This window comes from Pseudarthrobacter chlorophenolicus, from assembly GCF_000962805.1.
GTDB lineage: Bacteria > Actinomycetota > Actinomycetes > Actinomycetales > Micrococcaceae > Arthrobacter > Arthrobacter chlorophenolicus_A.
Genome location: NZ_JZTW01000001.1, coordinates 159,765 through 180,014, shown reverse-complemented (window position 1 = coordinate 180,014; position 20,250 = coordinate 159,765). Strand labels below are relative to the sequence as shown.

The following is a 20,250-nucleotide window of genomic DNA, read 5'->3' as shown; positions in this document are numbered from 1 at the left end:
GAATTGAATCAAGCAACCACAACGGAAGGCACCAGCGGGACATGGGCAGGTCAAGGCATTCAGGCGCAGCACGGCATATGGGCCGTCTGCTTGCCGGTTTGATTGTGGCCCTTTTCCTGGCAGCCACCCCGGCCATGGCCCAGGCCGCGTTCAGGGCCACCGCCACGGCGCCGCTCTCCGCGTCCACCTACGTCATCCCGGCCCCGGGCAGCATTGCCGGCACGTATTCCTGCGATACCACCCGGCCGTTCGGCTCCACCATCAACGTCACCAGCTACGGCAAGGTTGCGCGGGCCACGGCCTACCAGCTCACCGTCATCGCACCAGATGGCACCTCACAGACCCAGTCCTTCACCGGGAACACGGTGAGCATGACCAAAGCCTCCTCGCTCCGGAACGGCACGTTCACCTATGAACTCAGCGCCCTCGTGGGGACCTGGACCGGCTCGCCCTACCGGGGTACCTACACCTGCTGACCTTGCGGCCATCGACGCGCACATTCGAGACCGCGGCCCGGATAGGGGGTGCGTCAAAGAACTTCCGCAGCGAAAACGGGCATGGGCAGCGCAAACGCAGGTGCGCCCTACGGGCTATGGCCGGTGCGCTGACGCGTCGCCCCAGTACTGGTAGCTGTCATAGCAGTCGCGGGAGCAGAACACCGCAGCCGGCGTGGGGAGCAGGGCCAGCCCGCAGTACCGGCAGGTGGGCTTGGGTCGCAGAATCTGCTTCACGATTCTCAGCATGGATGAAGGCTAAGCGCCCGGTCCGCGTCTGTGACCAGTGGAGCGATACCCCACTTTCCAGGCAAGTAATACCTACTCGCACCCGGCCCCGGCACGGTTCCTGACGGCAGGATGTCCGACGGCGGCGCAACGGCTGCAGGGGCATCGCACCATGGCAGGCGCAGTCCCTTTTCCGACGCGCAGACCCATTCTCGATGCGCATCTGCGCCATCGCGCCCCAGATATCCGGGGCGCCAGCGCATCACAGCGTCGAAAACGAGGTAGCGCGTCGAAAACGGGGAGGCCCCAGGCACCCTAGGGGAACGGCCGGGAGCGTCACCCGAGGGAGTCAGAGCGGCCGACGGCGGCCCGGCCGGCGGCGAGCACGGCCGTCACGGAGGCCGCCAGCTCAGCCAGCAGTGGTTCCGCGGGCCAGTTCGAGGGAGGGCGGTGCCTTCGGTGTTCAGTGGTGCGTGAGGGCGGCCGTCACCACGGCGACGGTGAGGACCAGCAGGACGGTGAGGATGGTGTAACCGATCCACTTGGGGCGGGCTTTGTGGGGGTTGATGTCGACATACGGCATGGTCAGCGGTTTTTGCCTCGGGGCGCGGTCCGGACGGGGATCCGGAGCGTGCGGCGCTTGAGCCGCAGCACTTGGTACAGGACAGCGAAAGGGACCAGCAGCGTGCCAAGCAGTGCGGCCAGCGCGAGGGCATAGTCAGTCAAAGCCACGGCAGACTCCGTTGATTGTAGTGATCCTCATTTGAAAGTACCCAACCACGTGACAGCACTTTTGACAAATCTAGTCATTCGATTGGCAGATATCGTTATCCCGTCCGGATGGGCTGAAAGGTCCCGACGGCGGCCCGGCCGGCTGCGAGCACGGCCGTCACGGAGGCTGCCAGCTCAGCCAGCAGTGGTTCCGCGGCTGCCCAGTTGCCCGTGCACACCAGCCCCTGCAGCGCCTCGGCGAGCGCCGAAAGCCGGCAGGCACCCACCATCGTGGAGGAAACCTTCAGGCTCAGGACCCGGTCCATGGCGGCCGCTCCGTCCTCAAGCGCAACGGCGGCGCAGAGGGTGGCCAGCCGTTCCGGGAGGAAGTCGAGGTAGGCGGACAGGAACGTCAGGGCCGAAGCGTGGTCCAGCTCCTCCCCCATCTCCCGGATGCACGCCGGGTCAAGGACGGGGAGGCCATGGACGAGAAGGTGCCCGTTCATGCGGACCACCGCCCGTCGTCGTGATACTCCTCGTCCAGCCCGTGCGGGGTCTTCTCCCACTTGTGCGGGCTGGTGAGCATCTGCCAGGCGGCGCGCCACGCAGCCACCGAGTGCAGCACCCAGTACGCCGGGTTCAGCAGTGCGAAGATGGCGATCCGCCACCCGTGCCGCCGCCAGGTGGCCACCCCGGACACCACGATCATCATGGCGTTGCCGAACAGCATGGACACCACCCCGCCCACCAGCAGCCACTCCGGCAGGACCAGGCCCACGAAGTTGTACCCCACGTAGGTGACGATGGTGAAGCCCAGCACCAGCGGGTAGGCCAGGAACGCCAGCGGGGTCCCCAGGATCAGGCCCAGGAACCCCACGGCGCCGGCCACCCCGGTGCGCTGGACGTACCGGAGCGTGTTGCGGGTGTTTACGGCGGCGGTGACCATGTAGCCCTTGATCCAGCGGGTGCGCTGCTTGATCCACGCAGGCACCTGCGAGCAGGCCTCCTCCCACGTGGTGGAGTTGATGACGCCCACGCGGTAGCCTTCGACGGCGGCGCGCAGCCCCAGGTCCGCATCTTCCGTCACGTTCCACGGGTCCCAGGCGCCCACCAGCCGCAGCAGCCGGGTATCGAAGTGGTTGGACGTGCCGCCCAGCGGCAGCGGGATGCCGGAACGGTCCAGGCCCGGGAGCATGGAATCGAACCAGTGGGTGTACTCGATGGTGAACAGCCGGGTGAGGACGTTCTGGTCCGCGTTGAAGTAGTTCAGGGCGGCCTGCACACAGATCAGCGGCCGGCGGTCCGGGTCCAGGTACTGCCGCTCGAAAGCGTCCTGCCGGAAAGCATCGATGGCGGCGCGGAGCTGGCCGGGATCGGGCCGGTCCTCGGCGTCGAAAATCACCACGTACTCGCCCCGGGCGAACGTGAGCCCGTAGTTGCAGGCCCGCGGCTTGGTCTGCGGCTCGCCGCGGGGCACCACCAGGATCCGCACGTACTCCGGCGGCCGGGAGCGTTTGGCGGCCTCGATGGTTTCGGTGTCGTCCTCCTCCAGCAGCACCAGCACGTCCAGCTTTGACCGGGGGTAGTCCAGCTGGCCCAGGTTGCCCAGGAGCTTGTCGATGATGTTGGCCTCACGGAACACCGGGATGAGGATGGTGTACACGGGCAGGTCCGCGTCAGCAATCCGGGCAACCTCCTCCACGGGCAGTCCGCGGCGGCGGAACTCCCGGGCACGGGCCTTCGCCGCGGACCGGTCATGCAGCGCGTCGAACGGCTGCCGCAGGCTGGCGACGGTCTTGAACCCGATGCTCACCAGGAACACCACGTTCACGGCGGTGAGCAGCACGATGGTGGTCAGCAAGGCATTCAGCGCCAGCCCGGCCAGCAGGGCGCTAAGGAGCACGGCAGGCAGGAGCCGCTGCCACAGGGTCAGCGCGGTCCGGGCCGAGCCGTCCGGCAGTTCTTCGGCCAGCCGTTCGGCGGATTCGTAAAGCAGGTGGTTGCGGAAGGCCCGCTGGATGGAGTGGTTGATGTCCCAGTCGGTGGTGGTCCGGAACACCACGTCCGTGGCGCCGGTGGCCCGCATGGCGGCAGCGCGGATCTCCTCACTGGGCTTCACGGCGGTGGCCACCGTCAGCACGCCGTCCGCCAGGTGCCACGGCAGCCAGCCGGGCTCGGACACCTCACTGAACCTCAACCGTTCCAGCAGCGCATCATCCGACGGGTGGGACACCAGGTCCACCAGAGGCGCGTCCCACTGCTCGGCCAGGACCTCGTAGACGTGCCGGCGGTTCAGCCCGGTTTCGAGGATGATGTGCCGGCCCAGCAGGCCGCCCTCGGTGGCGGCGCGCAGCAGGGCACGGTCCAGCTGCTCCGGGGTGATGAGACCGGCCTGGAGCAGGGTCTGGCCCAGCGCGAGCGACTGCCGCCCCGGGCCAGCAGCCAGCGGCCCGGGGACGGATCCGGGCGGGTCGAGAACCGGTACTGCCTCGGACATCAGTCCACCGTCCTTTCGTAGATCCGGTGGGTGGGGCTGCTGAATGCCACCGCGTAGCGGGAGTTGAAGGTGGGGTCCGCGCTGATGGCCTGGTACACCAGGTCCGTGAAGCCGGAGTCCTGCGGCCCGGCGCCGGCCTCCACGTTCACGAACACCCATTCGGCGTACCGGGCGGGTTCCTCGAGCGCCGGGGCGAAGTGGTCGCCGGAGGCGCGGTTGTAGATGTTGCCCAGCGGGATGCCCATGGTGGGAAGGACCGCGTTCCCGCGGGCGCTTTCGTCCATGAGGATCCCGCCGCCGCGGTAATGGTCCTTCAGCCAGCGGGCGGCGGCGAACGAATCGGTGTTGGACTCGTGGGACATGCGCCCCTCGGCCAGGATGGCCAGGCGGCCGGCGGGATCCTGCAGCCACCACGCGTTCTGCGCGGCAAGGGCCAGCAGGAGTGCGGCGGCCACCAGGGAACGCGTACGACGGCGGCGCGTCGCCTCGTGCACGAACGCCGCCACCAGCACGGCGGCCAGGGGCAGTGCGGTGAGGGCGAAGCGGTTGTTCCACCAAGTGCTGGGGAGGGAGTGGTCATTGTTGATGGCGGTCTGCCCCAGGTACAGGCTCACCAGAGCGAACGCGTAGGCGCTGCCCGTGACGGCGATCAGCAGGGTGCCGGTGGCGAGGCCCCGGCGGAACACCACCACTACGGCTCCGCACGCGGCTGCGGCGAGCACCACCACGCCCAGGGTTTCGAACAGTGACCAGTGGAAGGTCCAGAGGGTCAGCCCCAGGTTGCCCTTGGTGGGGAGCAGTCCGCCGTCGGTGATGTTCTTCTGCTGCGCGTAGGCGGAGTACTGGCCGAACATGAATTCCAGCGGGTTGCCGTAGATGGCCCAGTTGTAGGAGAGCCACCAGAGCACGGCTGCGGCGGGGACCATGGCGTAGCCGGATGCCATTTTGAGGGCTTCGGGGACCTGTCCGGAGCGGCGCAGCTCGGTGATGAGGACGAACAGGGTGCCGGTGAGCACCAGCGCCCAGCCCTCGTAGCGGGAGAGCACCGCGGCGCCGGACGGGATGCCGGCGAACACGGCGAGCTCGCCGGCGCTCATCCGGCGGCGGCTGGTGGCCCAGTGCGCCAGCCCGGCCATGCCGGCCACCAGGCACATGAGAAGCACGGGTTCGGTGAGGGCGGTGGTGTACGTGTAGAGGATTGCCGGGTTGGCCAGGACCACCAGCACGGCGGCGAGCCGCCCGGCCCGGCCGTAGCCCAGGCGCGCGGAGATCCGGTAGAGCCCGGAGGTGGTGGCGGCCAGGGCCAGGATGCCCAGGATGCAGGCGCCCCAGCCGGTGCTGAACATCCAGAGGTTGATGATGAACGGCATCAGGAGCAGGTGCGGCAAGGGCAGCCACACGGTGCCCAGCTGTTCGAAGCCGGGGGCTTTGCTGTCGAACACGCGGCGGGCGATGGTGAGGTGGCTTTGGGCGTCCGAGTAGTCCAGGTTGCTGCCGGAGCTGGTGGTGTAGAGGCAGGCGAGGAAGCCCACCACGGCCGCGGCCCCGGCGATCACGGCGGTGCCGGGGACGTGGCGGCCGGCCACCGGGGCACCGAGGGACGCCCAGGTGCGGGCCGGCCACGGGGCCCGCTCCCCCACACCGTCCGTGACCGGGGCGGCCCGCCTAGCCGGCGGGGCCTGGAGGCTACTGGCCACTGGGGGTGTCCGCGGCGGCGGCCTGTTCCCGGGCCTCGGCGTAGGCGCCGGCGTGCCGCTTGTGCCGGCGGCGCAGGAGGACGCGTGCCGTGAAGGCGAGCAGCAGCACGGCGGCGGCCGCAACTATCCAGAGGGCCAGGGGCCGGAACCCGTCCGTCACTTCGGCCTGGGGCGTGATGGCGTTGCTTTCGAGCAGGACAGGGTCGCCGGTGGTCTGGGTGACCAGCAGGTTCCGGGAGAGAGCGCTCCAGCCCCCGGGCTGCTGCTGCACGTGGGCGGCCAGGCTGCCCTGCAGGGTACCGGCAGTGGTGGCGCCGGTGGCGTTCTCGGGGGCCCAGCCGCCCAGGAGCAGGAGGTTGCGGCCGTTCTGTTCGAACCCTTCCAGGACGCCGTAGGGGGCGGTGGTGCCCACGCCGAATTCGATGTCGCGGGCAGCTACGGTGCGGAAGCCGGCCAGGCGGAGCGGTGCCGCTACTTTCTCGGCCGTTTCCGCGGTGGCGCCCACCAGGAGGCCGGAGTCGCTGGAGTCCAGGAGGCCGGCGGCGTCGGTGAGGCGGACGTCCAGGAGCCCTGCGGAGTCGCGCTGCAGGGCGAAGGCGAGCGCGGCGGCGCTGATGGTGTTCTCCTGGGCGGTGGCGCCGTCGTCGAACGCTATGGGGAGGGTGCTGCCCAGGACCTGGGGGAAGCGGGCGAAACCGGGCTTGAGGGAGTGGCCGCGTTCGGCGGTGAGTTTGCTGCCGGTGGTGTCCACGGTGAGTTCCATGGGGAGCAGGCCGGCGGGGCCGGAGCAGTCGCCGCCGGCGGGGAGGGCGGTGAGGCGCAGGCGCAGGCCGTTGCGGGACTGGATCTGCCCGGCGGGGACGCTGGCGGTGAGGTCGAAGGAGTCGCCGTCCAGGGTGTGGGAGCTGAGCAGGTAGTCGTTCCAGTAGACGGAGAGGGCTGCCTGTCCCCCGGCGGGCACGGCAGTGTGGGTGCCGCTGAGGTGGAGGGTCACGGCGGAGACGGGGCCGCCGAACTGGGACTGGTTGACGCCCAGGTAGGTTTCCTGGGTGCCGTAGCCGGCCAGTTTGATGGTGTTGGCGCCGAGGTCCGCGAGGGTCTGTTCGGGCCCGGCGGCCGCGGGGACGGTAGCGGTCATGCCGGTGACGGTAGTGGAATCGGCCAGGGCTGATTTGGTGTTGGCCAGTGCCTGGGCAGCGCTGCGGAGTTCCTCGCCATGGCCGGTGAGGGCCAGGGCGGGGCGGCCGGATTCGGTGGTGAGGGTGGTGCTGACGGCGTCCTGCTCTTCCGGCGTCGCGGCGGCGATGGTGATAATCCGGGAGCCGGAGGGCAGGGCGGCTGCCCGGGCAGCGGCGTCCGGTTCGGGGACCAGGGTGAGGGTGGCGTCCGGGTAGCGGTGGGCCATGGCAGCGGCGGCGGCCAGGATGGCGGCGGAAACGTCCGACGGCGGATTGGCCGGCACCGGGATGAGGACGGCAGGCGCGGAGGGGGCCAGGAATTCGGCCACGGTGGCGGGGGCGGCCTCGGCGCCGCTGGTGGTGAGGGCCACCTTGCTGAGGGTGGCGGCGGACTGGGCGGCGGTGCAGACGTTCTGGACGGCGGGGAGGTAGTCCAGATTCAGGACCAGCTCGTGGTCAGTGAGGTCCGCCGCGGTGACGGGGGCGTCCAGGGTGAGGGCCGCGCCGGCGGGGGCTTCGAGGAGGGTGCGTCCCTTGGCGGTGACGCGGATGGTGCCCTGGACGGCCTGCCCGGCGACGGCGATGGTGCCGGTGACGCGGGTGGGGTTGAGTCCGTCTGCCAAGTGCAGGGAGAGCTGCTGCCCGGTCTGGCCGGGCAGGGCTGAGACGGAAGCGGTGGACGCCGGGGCTGCCGTGCCGTCGGTGTGCGAGGCGGGGACGCCGGCTTTGGCCGCTGCGGGGGTGGCGGCATTCGCGGCAGGTGCCGCGAGGAGGAGGCCGGTGGCAAGCAGGGAGGCGCAGGTGAGCACGGCGCTCCCTGCCCTGAGACGTGAGAGCATCCCCTAAGCTTCGGCGGGCCAGTTCAAGGGAGGGCCGTGCCTACGCTCAAGACTTGGTCAAGAAGCTGTGGCGGGGCTGGTCACGTGGCTTAGCTTCTGAATGTCTGGAACGTGGACGTGCACTATTTCGCGATGGGAGCGGAATGCGTATTATTCGTCATCCGCTTGAGTTCCCCTTTGCTAGGTAGTTTTATTCCGTCGGGAAAGTGGGCTTGCTGGTATTGCCACGTCTCTAGGCAAGCCCGAGAGCAGAAGGTGGGCGGCGGGTTACGCCTGAACGCTTCACCACAGAACCGACACTTCGGCCCTAGCCCCATAATTCGAATTAGCGTAAGCAGCATTCCCGCAGGGTATGTTGCTGCTTCGGCAGGTTTGAACCGTAGAAGCTACCTGTATTTGTAGTTCCGGACTACCTGCTGAGCACATGACGCAGGAAGATAGCAAGCAACGAGACAGGGCCTTACGGAGAAGTTGCGGCTTTGAGTCCTAGCGGTACCCGTCCACGATGGCGGCGGCGATTTCCTTGTACGCACGGCGGGTTTCGGGCTTGAGGACGTCGAGGGTCACCAGGTCTCCGTCAGCAACGCCCCGGTCGTGGGGAACCGCGATGAGCTGGCGGCAGATACCGGCCAGGTGGTCCTCGATAGCGTCCTTGTCCACGCGGGACGATACTTCGTCCTTGTCGGTGATCACCACGATGGCGTTCCGGGCCAGGTCCTCATACCCGTGGCCAGCCAGCCATTGCAGGGTGCTGCGGGCACGCTTCGCACCTGACACCGCGTAGCCTGCGGCGATGACGAGGTTGTCCGCCGACTGCAGGATTCCGCTCATAGCGTTGTGCGTCACGCCCGTGCCGCAGTCGGTCAGAGCCACGGAGTAGTAGCCGGAGATGAGCTTGCGGATCCGCAGGTACTCCTCAGCGGTGAGCGAGTCCGAGACTTCCGGGTCCTGCTCCCCCGCAATGAGGTGCAGCCGGCCGGCGTGGTGCATGTACCGGGCAAGCGCGGTCAAGGAGTCGATGGACTCTATGTTGTCGAGCAGGTCTGTGATGGTCCGCGGACTGGCCTGCTGGTAAATGCCCTCTCCCAAGGCGCGCTCCACGAGGTCGCCCGAGTCCGGGTTGGCATCGATGGCACAGGGCGCATCGCCGCGGAACTCAGCAAGTGTGAGGCCGACTCCGACTGTGGTGGAGGTCTTGCCGATGCCGCCCTTGAGGCTCAGGATGGCGGTATTGTAGCTGCCCTGCAGCTGACGTGAAATCCGGCGGGCCAATTCGTCTTCCTGGCGCTGCTTGGGCCCAGGTCCCATGTTCCAGGAACCCCCGGTCAGCTTGTACATGGCGCCGCGGAAACCGCCCACAGGCCGCGGTTTTTGCTCCTTGACGAACAGCCCGGGCGAGCTGATGAAGTCCGGCGCAGGGCTGCCTGCGATGGCGTCAGCCACTGTTGGGCGGCTTCGACGAAATGACGGAGTCTCAGGAGTAGCATCTGACGACCGCAAGGAGACTTCCTGAACGGCATCGGTAGCAGTGGAACCATTGGGAACGGCGGAAATAGGCGCGTCCGATTGGATTGCAGACAGCGCGGAAACCGGTGGCCGCGTCGGCGCCGCAGGCCCGGCCGCAGCGGGCTTAGCTGCGTCGGCCGCTGCGGCTGCTTCCGCCCAGGACGAGCGGCGCGTCGCAGGCCCTCCGGCGTCGTTCTTGCGAGGCGTGTTGGGGGTTACGGCTGGCATGGTTCCTGTCCAGGCATCCTCAAGCGAGCCATCGGCACGACGAATGTCGCGGCGTCGGCGCAGTTGCGGCTGCCCTGCATCTTCTCCTGGGGCGCCTGCATTCTGATCCGCCGGTTGTGGCATGTCTGTCCCCCCGGACGATCGGCAAACTGTTATGCAGCACTAGTTCAAAGAGTAAGTCTAGGTGCTGTCTGCAGCGTGAACAGCAAGGCTGTCGGTTCAGTGGACCGTCAAAGCCGCCGTCACAACGCCAATACTCAGAAATAGGAGGACGCACAAAATTGTGTAGCCAACCCATTTCGGACGGCCCTTGTGCGGATTGATGTCGACATACGGCATGTCAGCTCTGTTTCTTTTTGAGTTCAGGACGGGTGGGGATCCCGAGTGGACGGCGCTTGAGCCGCAGCATGTGGCAACAAACGGCGAACGGATGCTCCCCTCGTTCGCCGGCCCCTCACTGACGTCACCTAAGCACGTGACATCCTAATTGACAAGTTATGTCATGTCGGTGTTGAGGGCAGGTCGCGGGTGAACTAAAGCAAATATTGACTGAGAAACGCTTGAAAGTAGCTATGGATGACTCCTTTCAGACCGCCGCAGCGCCCCCCTGGCCGAGGCTTCTCTCGACTTCACCACTCACCGTTCGATCCGTCTGGCCCGCGGCGGAGAATCTAGAGCAGAACATGCTCCGCCCGCTTACTTCGCAGCCGCCATGGTCGCTCGCCATGAGCCACTGGATTACGATTGCCTCGCAATCCACACGCACGGGCGGTATTCATCAGCGAATAGCCCGGGCTAGGGTCGTATCTTGACATATCTGTGGAAGCGCACGGCGGACGGTACAGCCGCGACCAATCGCGCCGGTACAATTGGCCAGACCGGACACCTACTGGCGCTCGAGCTGCGAGCATGGCCAAGGCATTGTAATCAGGGGGACAAGATTGAATCTTAGCGACTACCTGCGCATCTTGCGGCGCAACTGGCTGCTGATCGTTGCATTAGCGTTAGCGGGGCTGCTAGCAGGGGGCGTTGCTTCAATAATGACGAAGCCCACCTATACAGCCGAAACACAGCTTTTTGTTGCAATTCAGAGTTCCGGCTCTGTGCAGGAACTTCAGCAGGGAAATACGTTCAGTCAAGCACGCGTTGAATCCTATGTCCAAACCGTGAATTCGCCCGCAGTACTACAACCAGCGATCGACTCGTTAGGATTAGATCTCACCGCCCGCGAACTGGCCGCAGCAGTAAAGGCGAGCACTGAGCCAAACACAGTCCTTATAAATGTCGCAGTATCTGACAACTCGGCAGTGCAGGCTTCCGCGATCGCTCAGGCCGTGGCTGATAGTTTGATCAAAACTGTCGATAATTTGGAAAAACCTAAAACGGGCGGAGCCTCTCCAGTTAGCCTCTCGGTCATAAAGCCAGCCTTGGCGCCCCCAGCCCCGTCGTCACCGAATACACGTCTTAATATATTGGCTGGACTGCTTCTAGGACTCGCTGTTGGTGTGGCAGGTGCACTTTTCCGTTCGACGCTCGACAGCGCTATACGCGGTGACTCGGATTTGAGGAAGGTAACGGATGCGCCCATTATCGGGGCCATATCGTTCGACCAAAGCGCAGTAAAGAAACCCCTGCTTACTCAGACGGGATTCCAGAGCCCCCGCGCTGAGTCCTTCAGGCAGCTCAGAACCAACCTCCAGTTCGCCAATGTGTCGGGTCAAGCCAAGACGATCCTGCTGACGTCTTCCCTACCAGGCGAAGGAAAAAGCACTACCGCCGCAAACTTAGCTATAGCTCTTGCCCAGTCCGGGCAAGTAGTGTGCCTGATCGACGCCGACCTACGTCGTCCAATGATTCATGACTATCTAGGCCTGGACCGAAGCGTCGGCCTGACAACGGCGTTAGTCGGCGAAGCCGACATCGATGATCTCCTGCAACACTGGGGAGAGGACGGTTTGTACGTTTTGACGTCCGGACAATTGCCACCCAACCCAAGTGAACTTCTCGGCTCGTCCCAGATGAGGACTTTACTTGAACGGCTGGAACTGGCCTTCGACGTCATAATCGTCGACGCGCCACCACTCCTACCAGTCACCGACGCTGCCGTACTTTCTCAGAGCGTAGGTGGCGTTGTCCTCGTCGTCGGCACCCAAAAACTTAAACAACGTGACCTGGAGAAATCCCTGACGGCGCTCGAATTGGTCGGCGCTCACATGCTCGGTGTCGTGCTGAACCGTGTCCCTGCGAAGGGGCCAGACGCCTACTCCTACGGATATGGCTATGAATCGACTGAACACGCCGCCGAGACGCCAAAGCGATGGAACCGATCGGGGACCAGAAGCGCTTCCCAAAAGCAGGCAGCACTCCCCCCATTGCAGAACTTGGCGTCCTCGGAACCTCAGCGGGTTGTGGAGGAACGACCTCCCCGAGTCTTCCCTGTTCACGACAGCAATTAGATCCAAACTGTCAAAATTTCCAACTCTTGAATAGACCTAGTATTTTATTCATCTCAAATTACCGGGTTATAGGCGAATAAAATGAGCAAAGCAGAAACGCATTTTCGTAGAGTCGTAATAGTGGAGCACTTTGATCCGGAAAACCTTACGCCGGGCGGAATAGATTCGATCATTCACGATATTGTGAAATACTCCGATGGAATTCAGTTCGCGGTGGTTGGAATTGCTACATCAAAAAGCAAGCAACTCGGCAAATGGACAGAAATCGATTTTGCTGGGCGGCGAATCTCTTATCTCCCGGTCGCACAGCTTGATCGTTTTCGGACCGGGGGGCTGAGATCGAGGTTGCCTCATTCGCTTCAATTTGCGCTCGGGCTCCTCCTGTTTCGACGCCGCCTTCCTCTCGGTGAATACCATGCCCACCGCATCGAAACTGGGCTACTACTTGCCATGATGCTGCTAGGAAAGCCTGTCCAGTTCATACACAATGATTCGGCAGGTCTACTCAGCAACGAGTCTGATTCCGTCTGGCGGCGGATTCCCTTCGCCTACAGAACAATCGAGCGCGCGGTGGCTCGCGTAGCCAAACGCATAGTGCTTTTCAACGTGTCCGATAGTGAACGACTTCGCGAGCAAAGACAAGATCTGATCGTCAGCCGCACTTGGTTCGATACCGATATCTTTCTTGCTACTACAAAGTCTCTTAAGTCAAAGGATGAGGATCTCCGGGTCTGCTGGGTTGGGCGCCTGGACCATCAGAAAGATCCATTCCTTGCCCTCCAAGTTGTACAGTCACTAAAGGCACTGGGACGCCGAACGCGGTTGGTGATGATCGGGGACGGTGCCTTGAGGGAAATGATCCAAGAAGCTCTCCCGCGTCTAGATCTGATCAACAACGTTGAACTTGCTGGCGCACTACCACGGGCCGAGGTTGCAAGGCGCATGGCTAATTCTGACGTTCTCTTGATGACGTCACGATACGAAGGTTCTCCGGTGGTACTGCTTGAAGCTGGCGCGTCCGGGCTCCCGGTGGTCGCAACCTCGGGTTCAGACCCAGACAGTGCGCTTCAAAGGGGAACCAATGGGGAACGCGTCACAAGCCGCGATGCCAGCGAACTCGCTGAGGCAATATTGCGCTCCGAAGGCCTCTCCTCCGACCTGTGTCGTAAGTCCGTCGTGGACAGGTCTGCCAAGTCCAGCGTTCCGACGCTAATCGAAGCCATCGAGCAGTAGCAGGTGAATACGGTTCGGCTGCGGGGAGTCGGCACCTGCGAGAAGTTGGCCCTCTGGGGCTTGTTGCTGCAACGCCTCATCGCCATTGCTTGCGAGGATGAGGGATGAACCCCAGGAGTAGCGGAAACGATCTTTCTGGCATTCGCAACGTTCGACGCACTGTCGGCAAGTATCCCGGTGCAGGTCGGGCAGCGGGGCTAGAGCGCGCATTAGCCTATTTCATTGTCGTAGGAAGTCAGATCCCGCTTGGGAGCAGTCAGTATCTCAGAATATCGTTGGCGGCCATAATTCCCTTGCTTCCGGTCTTTCTTTCTGGATGGAGCCGGGGAAAATGGGAAAAGTGCATCATAGCTCTCGTTATATCCAGCATTGTCTCCGGACTACTGCTGGCTTTGAAAAATTCCGATCAGTCCCGAAGCTTCGATTCTCGTGCCGCGTTATCGGAGTCGTTGCTGCCTCTAATCCTTGTCATAGCAGCAGCTAGCTTTTATTGGTCATATAGGGTCCTCGGGGCAAAGCAGTTCTTGGTTTTGTGGTCTATTTCTGCTGCTCTCTTCGCCCCTTTGATGGGAGGGCGCTTTCTCGAGAATCCGTGGAAGTTCGGACTGGCCCTTCCGCTTTCACTGCTTGCCATCATTATTGCGGGTTACTACTCGTCGAAAATGGTTACATTAGCGATCGTAGCTCTCATGGCACTTAGCGCTTCATTGTCCTTTCGTTCCTGGCTCCTTGTACTGGGGATGGCGCTCCTTATCCACCTCTTCCGGAGCTCCAAAGTCAAGGCGCCAGCCTCGAACGGCAGATGGCGAAAAATAGGAATAGTAATTGCATTGGGTACCGCGACGGTATTCGGGGGAAACCTCATGTCAGACCTTGCCCTTCAAGGTCGCCTAGGTGAATATGCTCAGACAAGAACACAGCAATCCATAGAGGCCTCTGGAAACCCATTTTTCGGAAGCCGGGCTGAATGGGGAGGCGCCGTAGCGCTAGCTCAGACAGAACCGCTTGGCATGGGTGTGGGCATCGCACCATCAAGCAGCGACTGGGCGACCACAATTAGCTCACTCAGCCTTACAGAAGGCCTTAAAGACAGAAGCAACGTAGCCGACAGTTTTCGCGCCGGTCGAATTGAGTTTCACTCAACGCTCTGGAATTACTGGAGCTACTTCGGCCTTGCTGGAGCGGCCCTATCGGGGTTTGCAATATATTTTCTGTTCAAGGCAGTTCTTTCGCTTCACACATACACGTCCAATCGAATCGGGATTCCGGTCGGTGCATTGGCCGTACTCTTCACAGGGGCAATTTGGGACATCCTATTTAGCCCGGTGAACAGCTGGACACTTGCCTTCGCACTCGTGGTGTGTGTCGCGGTAATCCGAATGGAAGCCGAAGCTCACACCGCGGCTAATGCAGAGAAGGACGCGCCTAAGTGAGAAGTCCGCAGGCCTTAGAAGAGACAATAACGCCGAGGCGGCGTCGAGCCCTATCAGACGTAACAGGCTCAACTGCCGCCCGCGCCATAGTAATGCCCGTGTCTGCCATCGCCGTGCTATATTCCTCCACGATAATCACACAGCAGAGGGGCATTGAAGGATTTGCTCTTTTTGCAATATTTATTTCTCTGCCTTATATGGTCCCGGTTTCGGATTTCGGAATATCTGTTTCCGTCACAGACACCCTGGCAACAAAAGGTAAGGAGAGTCCCGAGTTTCGATTCGTTTGGCGTAGAACGCTGACTGTCCTCTGCCTCATATGCTTGCTTGCCGTGGTCGCCGCGGCGATACTTGCCGTGACGGGATGCTGGTCGCAGATTCTTGGACTGCCCGCAAGCCAGGACACGGAATTCGCCGGCTTATTGATGATGACCATTATGGCTTTGGGGATTCCCCTGGGCGCGGGACAACGGGTCCTTCTCGGGATGGGGAGTCAGACTCTGGCGACGGTTCTGAACTCCTCCTCGGGTTGCGTTTCGCTTGGATTAGTTTGGCTCGTGTTACAAACGAATCCGTCCGGCTACGCTCAACTGGCGGCTGCGTACGGCGCAGGTCCTCTTCTGATGCAGCTCCTGGTATTTCTCATAGCAGTGAGAAAACTAGGCAGAGAACCATGGAGACGACGGTCCGACCAAGCACAGACTAAAATCAGGGTATTGAAACTGGCGGTTCCAATGGCGGTTCTCTCTATTGCGTTGCCGCTCACATATCAGACAGATCGAGTTTTGCTGGCGCATTCCTCCGACCTAATTCAGGTCGCCAACTACTCGTACGTCAGCATGTATTATATGCCGCTGTTGTCGATAATCACGGTTGGAAGCCAAGCTCTTTGGCCACTATTCATGCGGAACCTGAAGAATCCGCGACGGCTGCAGAGGCAATATAAACGTGCAGACAAACTATTTCTAGGCATTTCAGCAGCAATGATGGCGGGGCTGATCCTCCTAGGTCCGGTCGCAACTCAGATCGTCAGCAACAACGCTGGCAGTGCGCCGCTGGTCCTATACGTTGTTTTTGGAGTCATGTTGCTCCTCTTCGGAGTGAATGCAACATCGGGGATGCTCCTTATGGATTACTCCGGTAGGAAGATTCAAGCTACAGGCGCCGTCGTCATGCTGGCGACCAAAGTTCCGTTGAGCCTTCTACTGATCCCGACCTTTGGAGCAACTGGGGCCGTGGCGGCAACGCTGTTGCCCCTCTTCCTCTGCATGGTGATGCCAACAAAAGTCGTAGCCCTACGGAGAATCAAGAAAGGGATATCAAAATGACCTCACTCGGCGATGCGATCCGCACTGATTATTCACGCATCCAGCCTGGACGCAAGTACTCCGTTTTACGAGCTCTGGATGCCACTACGACAAACCCTGGCATGCTGGCGACACTAATATATCGGCTTCAGTGCCTACTATTCGACCGTGGTTACAGACGGCTGGCGGGCCTCGCGAGGGTGGCAAATAATTCACTAACGGGCGCCGATATTCTTCCAGGGTCCAGTATTGGGGCGGGCCTGCTGCTGCCCCACCCAAACGGAGTTGTTATAGGTCATGGTGTGCGCATTGGAAGCAGTTGCACGATTCTCCAAGGTGTGACTATTGGGGAGAAGTTTGCTGATGGCAGAGCTCCGCACGACTATCCTCAGATTGGCAATGGTGTCGTCATCGGTGCGGGAGCCATTCTGCTAGGGAATCTTGCGGTTGGCGATGGTGCCAGCATTGCAGCGAATGCCGTTGTGCTTAGTGACGTTCCGGCTAATTCTGTGGTCGCAGGAAGCCCTGCCAGGATTATCCGGACTTTGACCAGCCCCGACTTCCGTTATGAGGCCTGATCGCTTAGACGCTGGTAACCGGCTCTTCACGTTTGGTAGGGAATTGAGTTCGTCTCTCTGAAGGCAAAGGGGCCCGTGGCCCTGCCTGGATGAGTGTGTCTAAACATTCAACCTGGAAAAGGACCACGAGCCGTGATCGAGCCTACCGGGGTCGCAGCCGACCCTGCCAGGGTGCCGAGCTGCGGTGTTATCGCGTCCAGGTGGGAAAAGCGCCGCTTCCAGCGGCTCCGCGATATTCCCGTCGCCGGCCCGGTAGACGTTCTCTGGTCCAAGTACCGCTGGTACTGTGAAGAGCAAGCGTGTGACCGGCTCTCGTTTTCCGAATCCACGCCCCAGGTCCCACGCCGTGCCCGCTCGACGGGCAGGCTGAGGGACCATCTCGTGGACGCGGTCATCCGCTCTGGCAGGGCGGTATCGGAAACAGCGGCCGGCTTCGCTGTGTCCTGGTGGATGGTCCGGGCCGCGGTGACCGAGGCCTGCCTGCTGCAACTGCCGGACGTGGACAAGCTCAGCCCAGAGCACTGGGCATTGATGAGCACCGGTTCCGGTCCGTTCGCTACTTCCAGGACCCGTCAACGAACGCGTGGACCCGGTTCGAGCCGTGGATGACAACGATCGTTGACCTGGAAACCGGCCAGGTCCTCGGCGTCGTTGACGGCCGAGACCACAAGGGCGTCGGAGACTGGCTGTTCGCCCGGCCGTTGGAGTGGCGGCTGGCGGTGCAGGTCGTGGCGATCGCCCCTTCTGCGGCGTTCCGCATAGCGTTGCGAATGTGGCTCCCGCGCACCGCGGTCGATCACGTCCATCTGATCTCGCTGGCGAACCAGCCATGACCGAGACCCGGCAGAACCTCTCACAGCAGGTCAAGGGCCGCCGCGGACGGACGACCGACAAGGCTTGGAACCATCGGGTGGTCCTGCTGCGCGGGGGCGACACGCAACGCCGCCAACTACAAGTCGGTTATTCTGTTGAGAGTGCTGTCCGAACGGCGGCATGGCGCCCACGCCAGAAATCCATTTCCCCACGAACCGCGAAGAGCCGGGTAGGCTTTGAGTCGACCGCGCACCAACGTCGAGGCTCCCCGACCTTTCCTCAATTCCTGGAAGCGTCAGCCATCGGTCCGAGCCTTGTGCGTCAGCGCAGGATCAAAAGCAGCCACCATGGCAACCAATCGGCAGCGATTCCTTGCTCTCGTGCACGGAACGATGAGTCTAACCGGCCAGGCTCTCCAGATAGGATCGCAACGACCTTCCACTTGTTTCCGGGGAGAATCGCTCGAGCCACTTTTCGAGTTGGTTGAGGTCCATCTCCAAAGCCTTGGCCTTCAAAATGGCCTCGGCGTAGTCCTTCGGAGAATCTCCAGCAGCAAACTCACCAGTCACACCCGGGACAATCGCATCGGCTGAGCCTAGGCATCTGGACGAAACCACACTAGGCAAGCCTATTGCCGCGGCCTCCACCAGCACATTTCCAAATCCTTCGGCAAGTGATGTTAGGAGGACAACACCAGTAGCCGGAGCCGCTGCAAACCAATCCTCAACCCAACCATAGAACTTGGCTTCAACGCCTGCGTCGCGTGCCCCCTGCTCAACTTCTGCTCGCAGTGGGCCGTCGCCAAAGAAGTGAAGCACCACCTTCGCGTTTGCGTGCGAGATATTAGACAACAACTTCGCCGCCTCCAGCGCCACCAGTGGACGTTTCTGATCGGCCAGCCGGGCCGGAACGATTATGTTCAAAGCTCCGTCATCCACCTGGTGGGCAGCAGTTGCAAGCGAACTAGAGGAGCTGTCGGCTCTTTCCCTCTGCCACATCTGCACTTTCGCAGTCGCAGGGTTCGGGACGACACGCATCTTATCGCTTTTAATGCGGTACAAAGCTCCTGCCTCGGCAGCAACTGGATGTGAGATCGCAATGTAACCGTCGGCAAGCGGGTAGAGCGCCTTCGAAATGGCTCTCGTGAGGTGGACGCTTTTGCCATGCACATGCGGGAAGGGTACTTCTACGTTTCGGCCGCTAATAAAGACCTTCGGTCGCCGCCTAAATACGTGCCCCCTTCCCCCCAAAATTGCTAGGAGGTTAAAGTACGGCAAAAGACCGATCACCGTATCAAACTGCCTGTGGCGAACCAGTTTCCGTACCTCACGTACGTGATCGACTGGACCGTGCCCGCCAAGGTTTACGACCTCAGCACCTGACGGATGTACATCCGAAGGCTTCGGATGTGTCAATGCAAGTGTGACCGAATCACCATTGCCTACGAGCCATCTGGCCCACTCTCGTGCTACAAACTCCGCGCCTCCGCCACTCAGGCTGGGAACAATAATGCAAACCCTCAACTGATTACCCGTTTCTTCCAGAAATTTAAAAACTCAACGGACGCTCTGTCGCATCGATGTTCCCGACATCTCACGATTTCGAAGATGCTTTGTAGTTTGGAAACCACATAGGCATTATAGTTGACGAGTCACGAGCCGCTATCACGCGAGCAGGAGAGCCAGCGATCGTTACTCCAGGCGGAAAACTCTTGTTCACAACCGAGTTTGCTCCAATAACAACGCCATCACCGATTCGAATGTCGCCATAGATAACTGCACCCGGACCAATGTAGACGTAATCACCAATCGTCGGAACGCCCCCATTTGCCACACCGATATTTGTCGCCGAGTGTATTCTACAAAATTTTCCAATTTGCGCACGAGAATTGACTACAATACTGCCGTAATGCGCGATTGAAAGACCGCCTGCCGCAACTCCAGGCGGGAAAGAGAGGCCCGTTCGCACCGACAAACGCTGAAGTCTGAACTTTGACAACGTGGCAATAACTCGCGCTAGACGACCCGTTTTTGAGTTCCAGTATTCCACGCGCCTCAGAAGACGCTGATAATACACTTCCGGCTTCCGGAAGACGGACAAGAAGTGCCATCGCTCGAGGTTGTGGGCTGCCAGATCCATCTTCAAAAGTAGCTGATAATCATCGTAGTTCATTTCTTAAATCCCTTGCTCGAGATTAATCCTCGTTTAAGAACTACGTGTAACATCTATCCCTTTCCGCGACTTAAACCTAGCGCTGGCCCACGCCCGCGCCGACCAGTATCTCGCCACCAGTGAGGTGAATAGACTGTCGATCGTTTCTGATCGACAAACCGCCAGACCATTTTCGGTTCGAATCTTGCTGTACCGTTTGGCAACATCGCCGAGACTTCCTTGGGAGTGAGCACCTCCTACCAAGAAATCCGTGAGGGGACGCGCCCACACCACAGGAGCCGACCGGAGAGCAGCTCTGACGCCCAGTTCCTGATCGGCAGACCATCCGAATTCGGGACGAAATCCTTCGAGTTCCAACAATAGGTTTCGGCTCATAAAGGTCGCCGGGTGAGGGACGTACGAGAGGCCCAACTGCACCTTCCGGCGCTGGAAAGGGACCAGATTAAATGAGCTTAGCTTGTGACGATCGGCGTCGATGTAGTTGATACCACCGTAACCCCAAAGCCAGGAGCCTTCTGCCCATTGGTTCGCCACATATGAGAGAACCCTGTCGTCGGTGAAAGTGTCTCCGCCGTTCAGAAATACGACCAAATCGCCCGTCGCCATATCAAGGCCCTTATTCATAGCCTGATATAGACCATCATCCGGTTCGCTTAGCTTTCTAGTTTCGAAACGCGGCGCATAAGCTCTCAGCCACTCTGGCGTACCGTCACTAGAAGCACCGTCAACGACTACGTGCTGAATATTTGCGTACTGTTGGGCCTGCACGTTGGCGGCCGTTTGGCGTAGGCCCTCAAGATTGTTCCATACTACTGTTACAACCGATATTTTTGGTTCGGATCTAATTTCCAATTACATCACCCTTGAGTCACTCGGGACA

General features: G+C 61.4%; 18 protein-coding genes. 8 read left to right on the top strand and 10 right to left on the bottom strand.

Translation table 11 applies throughout. From position 1 onward, the window contains the following. The first annotated feature begins 77 nt into the window (after window positions 1–77). On the top strand, window positions 78–476 hold the full coding sequence (locus UC32_RS00820; RefSeq protein WP_045729402.1) for a hypothetical protein: 399 nt from the start codon (window positions 78–80) through the stop codon (window positions 474–476). A 114-nt stretch (window positions 477–590) separates the two neighbouring features. Here the strand turns inward: UC32_RS00820 and UC32_RS20665 are convergent, their stop codons facing one another. The 7 genes from UC32_RS20665 to UC32_RS00795 all read right to left on the bottom strand — a co-directional run bounded on the left by UC32_RS20665 (window position 591) and on the right by UC32_RS00795 (window position 9,378). Continuing rightward, window positions 591–743, bottom strand: coding sequence for a hypothetical protein (locus UC32_RS20665; RefSeq protein WP_161797252.1), 153 nt, complete (start codon window positions 741–743; stop codon window positions 591–593). Window positions 744–1,307: 564 nt separating this feature from the next. Next, the gene (locus UC32_RS20660; protein ID WP_161797251.1) at window positions 1,308–1,454 is read right to left on the bottom strand and encodes a hypothetical protein; all 147 of its coding nucleotides are present in this window, start codon (window positions 1,452–1,454) and stop codon (window positions 1,308–1,310) included. A gap of 95 nt (window positions 1,455–1,549) precedes the next feature. Further along, complete coding sequence (locus UC32_RS00815) at window positions 1,550–1,939, bottom strand: Hpt domain-containing protein (protein WP_045729824.1); 390 nt, start codon at window positions 1,937–1,939, stop codon at window positions 1,550–1,552. Beyond that, window positions 1,936–3,930 carry a glycosyltransferase gene (locus UC32_RS00810; RefSeq protein WP_052690489.1) on the bottom strand — a complete coding sequence of 665 codons (1,995 nt, stop codon included), beginning with the start codon at window positions 3,928–3,930 and terminating at the stop codon, window positions 1,936–1,938. Before UC32_RS00810 ends, UC32_RS00815 begins: the two co-directional genes overlap by 4 nt. After that, complete coding sequence (locus tag UC32_RS00805) at window positions 3,930–5,627, bottom strand: glycosyltransferase family 39 protein (RefSeq protein ID WP_045729401.1); 1,698 nt, start codon at window positions 5,625–5,627, stop codon at window positions 3,930–3,932. Before UC32_RS00805 ends, UC32_RS00810 begins: the two co-directional genes overlap by 1 nt. Continuing rightward, window positions 5,617–7,644, bottom strand: coding sequence for a cellulose biosynthesis cyclic di-GMP-binding regulatory protein BcsB (locus tag UC32_RS00800; RefSeq protein ID WP_045729400.1), 2,028 nt, complete (start codon window positions 7,642–7,644; stop codon window positions 5,617–5,619). The genes UC32_RS00805 and UC32_RS00800 overlap by 11 nt, the downstream gene beginning before the upstream one ends. Before the next feature lie 486 nt (window positions 7,645–8,130). Continuing rightward, window positions 8,131–9,378 (bottom strand): MinD/ParA family ATP-binding protein, encoded by a 1,248-nt coding sequence (locus UC32_RS00795; RefSeq protein ID WP_082071846.1) that lies wholly within the window; start codon window positions 9,376–9,378, stop codon window positions 8,131–8,133. 941 nt (window positions 9,379–10,319) lie between these two features. Here UC32_RS00795 and UC32_RS20175 point away from each other — a divergent pair. The 7 genes from UC32_RS20175 (at window position 10,320) to UC32_RS20165 (ending at window position 17,218) form a co-directional block, all read left to right on the top strand. Further along, window positions 10,320–11,834 (top strand): tyrosine-protein kinase domain-containing protein, encoded by a 1,515-nt coding sequence (locus UC32_RS20175; RefSeq protein ID WP_082071845.1) that lies wholly within the window; start codon window positions 10,320–10,322, stop codon window positions 11,832–11,834. Between the two features lie 81 nt (window positions 11,835–11,915). Continuing rightward, window positions 11,916–13,067, top strand: coding sequence for a glycosyltransferase family 4 protein (locus UC32_RS00780; protein WP_082071844.1), 1,152 nt, complete (start codon window positions 11,916–11,918; stop codon window positions 13,065–13,067). A gap of 104 nt (window positions 13,068–13,171) precedes the next feature. Further along, window positions 13,172–14,500 (top strand): hypothetical protein, encoded by a 1,329-nt coding sequence (locus UC32_RS20480; RefSeq protein ID WP_152642522.1) that lies wholly within the window; start codon window positions 13,172–13,174, stop codon window positions 14,498–14,500. A 98-nt stretch (window positions 14,501–14,598) separates the two neighbouring features. Then, a complete protein-coding gene (locus tag UC32_RS00775) occupies window positions 14,599–15,828 on the top strand; it encodes a lipopolysaccharide biosynthesis protein (RefSeq protein ID WP_161797250.1) in 1,230 nt (409 codons plus the stop codon). Then, entirely contained in the window at window positions 15,825–16,385 is a 561-nt protein-coding gene (locus UC32_RS21135) for a serine O-acetyltransferase (protein WP_082071842.1), read from the top strand. The genes UC32_RS00775 and UC32_RS21135 overlap by 4 nt, the downstream gene beginning before the upstream one ends. Before the next feature lie 132 nt (window positions 16,386–16,517). Continuing rightward, window positions 16,518–16,994 (top strand): hypothetical protein, encoded by a 477-nt coding sequence (locus UC32_RS20870; protein WP_052690488.1) that lies wholly within the window; start codon window positions 16,518–16,520, stop codon window positions 16,992–16,994. Beyond that, window positions 16,991–17,218, top strand: coding sequence for a transposase (locus tag UC32_RS20165; RefSeq protein ID WP_052690487.1), 228 nt, complete (start codon window positions 16,991–16,993; stop codon window positions 17,216–17,218). The genes UC32_RS20870 and UC32_RS20165 overlap by 4 nt, the downstream gene beginning before the upstream one ends. A 378-nt stretch (window positions 17,219–17,596) precedes the next feature. Here UC32_RS20165 and UC32_RS19975 read toward each other — a convergent pair whose 3' ends face one another. The 3 genes from UC32_RS19975 to UC32_RS21130 all read right to left on the bottom strand — a co-directional run bounded on the left by UC32_RS19975 (window position 17,597) and on the right by UC32_RS21130 (window position 20,222). Then, on the bottom strand, window positions 17,597–18,721 hold the full coding sequence (locus tag UC32_RS19975; RefSeq protein ID WP_082071840.1) for a glycosyltransferase: 1,125 nt from the start codon (window positions 18,719–18,721) through the stop codon (window positions 17,597–17,599). A gap of 70 nt (window positions 18,722–18,791) precedes the next feature. Beyond that, window positions 18,792–19,370, bottom strand: coding sequence for a serine O-acetyltransferase (locus tag UC32_RS20160; protein ID WP_082071839.1), 579 nt, complete (start codon window positions 19,368–19,370; stop codon window positions 18,792–18,794). Between the two features lie 33 nt (window positions 19,371–19,403). Continuing rightward, window positions 19,404–20,222 carry a glycosyltransferase family 2 protein gene (locus tag UC32_RS21130; RefSeq protein ID WP_082071838.1) on the bottom strand — a complete coding sequence of 273 codons (819 nt, stop codon included), beginning with the start codon at window positions 20,220–20,222 and terminating at the stop codon, window positions 19,404–19,406. Window positions 20,223–20,250 lie beyond the last annotated feature (28 nt).

What these genes read in the sequence shown, in the direction of transcription:
- UC32_RS00820 (WP_045729402.1), top strand. Translation starts at nt 78, where the DNA reads ATGGGCCGTCTGCTTGCCGGTTTGATTGTGGCCCTTTTCCTGGCAGCC.
- UC32_RS20665 (WP_161797252.1), bottom strand. Translation starts at nt 743, where the DNA reads ATGCTGAGAATCGTGAAGCAGATTCTGCGACCCAAGCCCACCTGCCGG.
- UC32_RS00815 (WP_045729824.1), bottom strand. Translation starts at nt 1,939, where the DNA reads ATGAACGGGCACCTTCTCGTCCATGGCCTCCCCGTCCTTGACCCGGCG.
- UC32_RS00810 (WP_052690489.1), bottom strand. Translation starts at nt 3,930, where the DNA reads ATGTCCGAGGCAGTACCGGTTCTCGACCCGCCCGGATCCGTCCCCGGG.
- UC32_RS00800 (WP_045729400.1), bottom strand. Translation starts at nt 7,644, where the DNA reads ATGCTCTCACGTCTCAGGGCAGGGAGCGCCGTGCTCACCTGCGCCTCC.
- UC32_RS00795 (WP_082071846.1), bottom strand. Translation starts at nt 9,378, where the DNA reads ATGCCAGCCGTAACCCCCAACACGCCTCGCAAGAACGACGCCGGAGGG.
- UC32_RS00780 (WP_082071844.1), top strand. Translation starts at nt 11,916, where the DNA reads ATGAGCAAAGCAGAAACGCATTTTCGTAGAGTCGTAATAGTGGAGCAC.
- UC32_RS20480 (WP_152642522.1), top strand. Translation starts at nt 13,172, where the DNA reads ATGAACCCCAGGAGTAGCGGAAACGATCTTTCTGGCATTCGCAACGTT.
- UC32_RS21135 (WP_082071842.1), top strand. Translation starts at nt 15,825, where the DNA reads ATGACCTCACTCGGCGATGCGATCCGCACTGATTATTCACGCATCCAG.
- UC32_RS20165 (WP_052690487.1), top strand. Translation starts at nt 16,991, where the DNA reads ATGACAACGATCGTTGACCTGGAAACCGGCCAGGTCCTCGGCGTCGTT.
- UC32_RS20160 (WP_082071839.1), bottom strand. Translation starts at nt 19,370, where the DNA reads ATGAACTACGATGATTATCAGCTACTTTTGAAGATGGATCTGGCAGCC.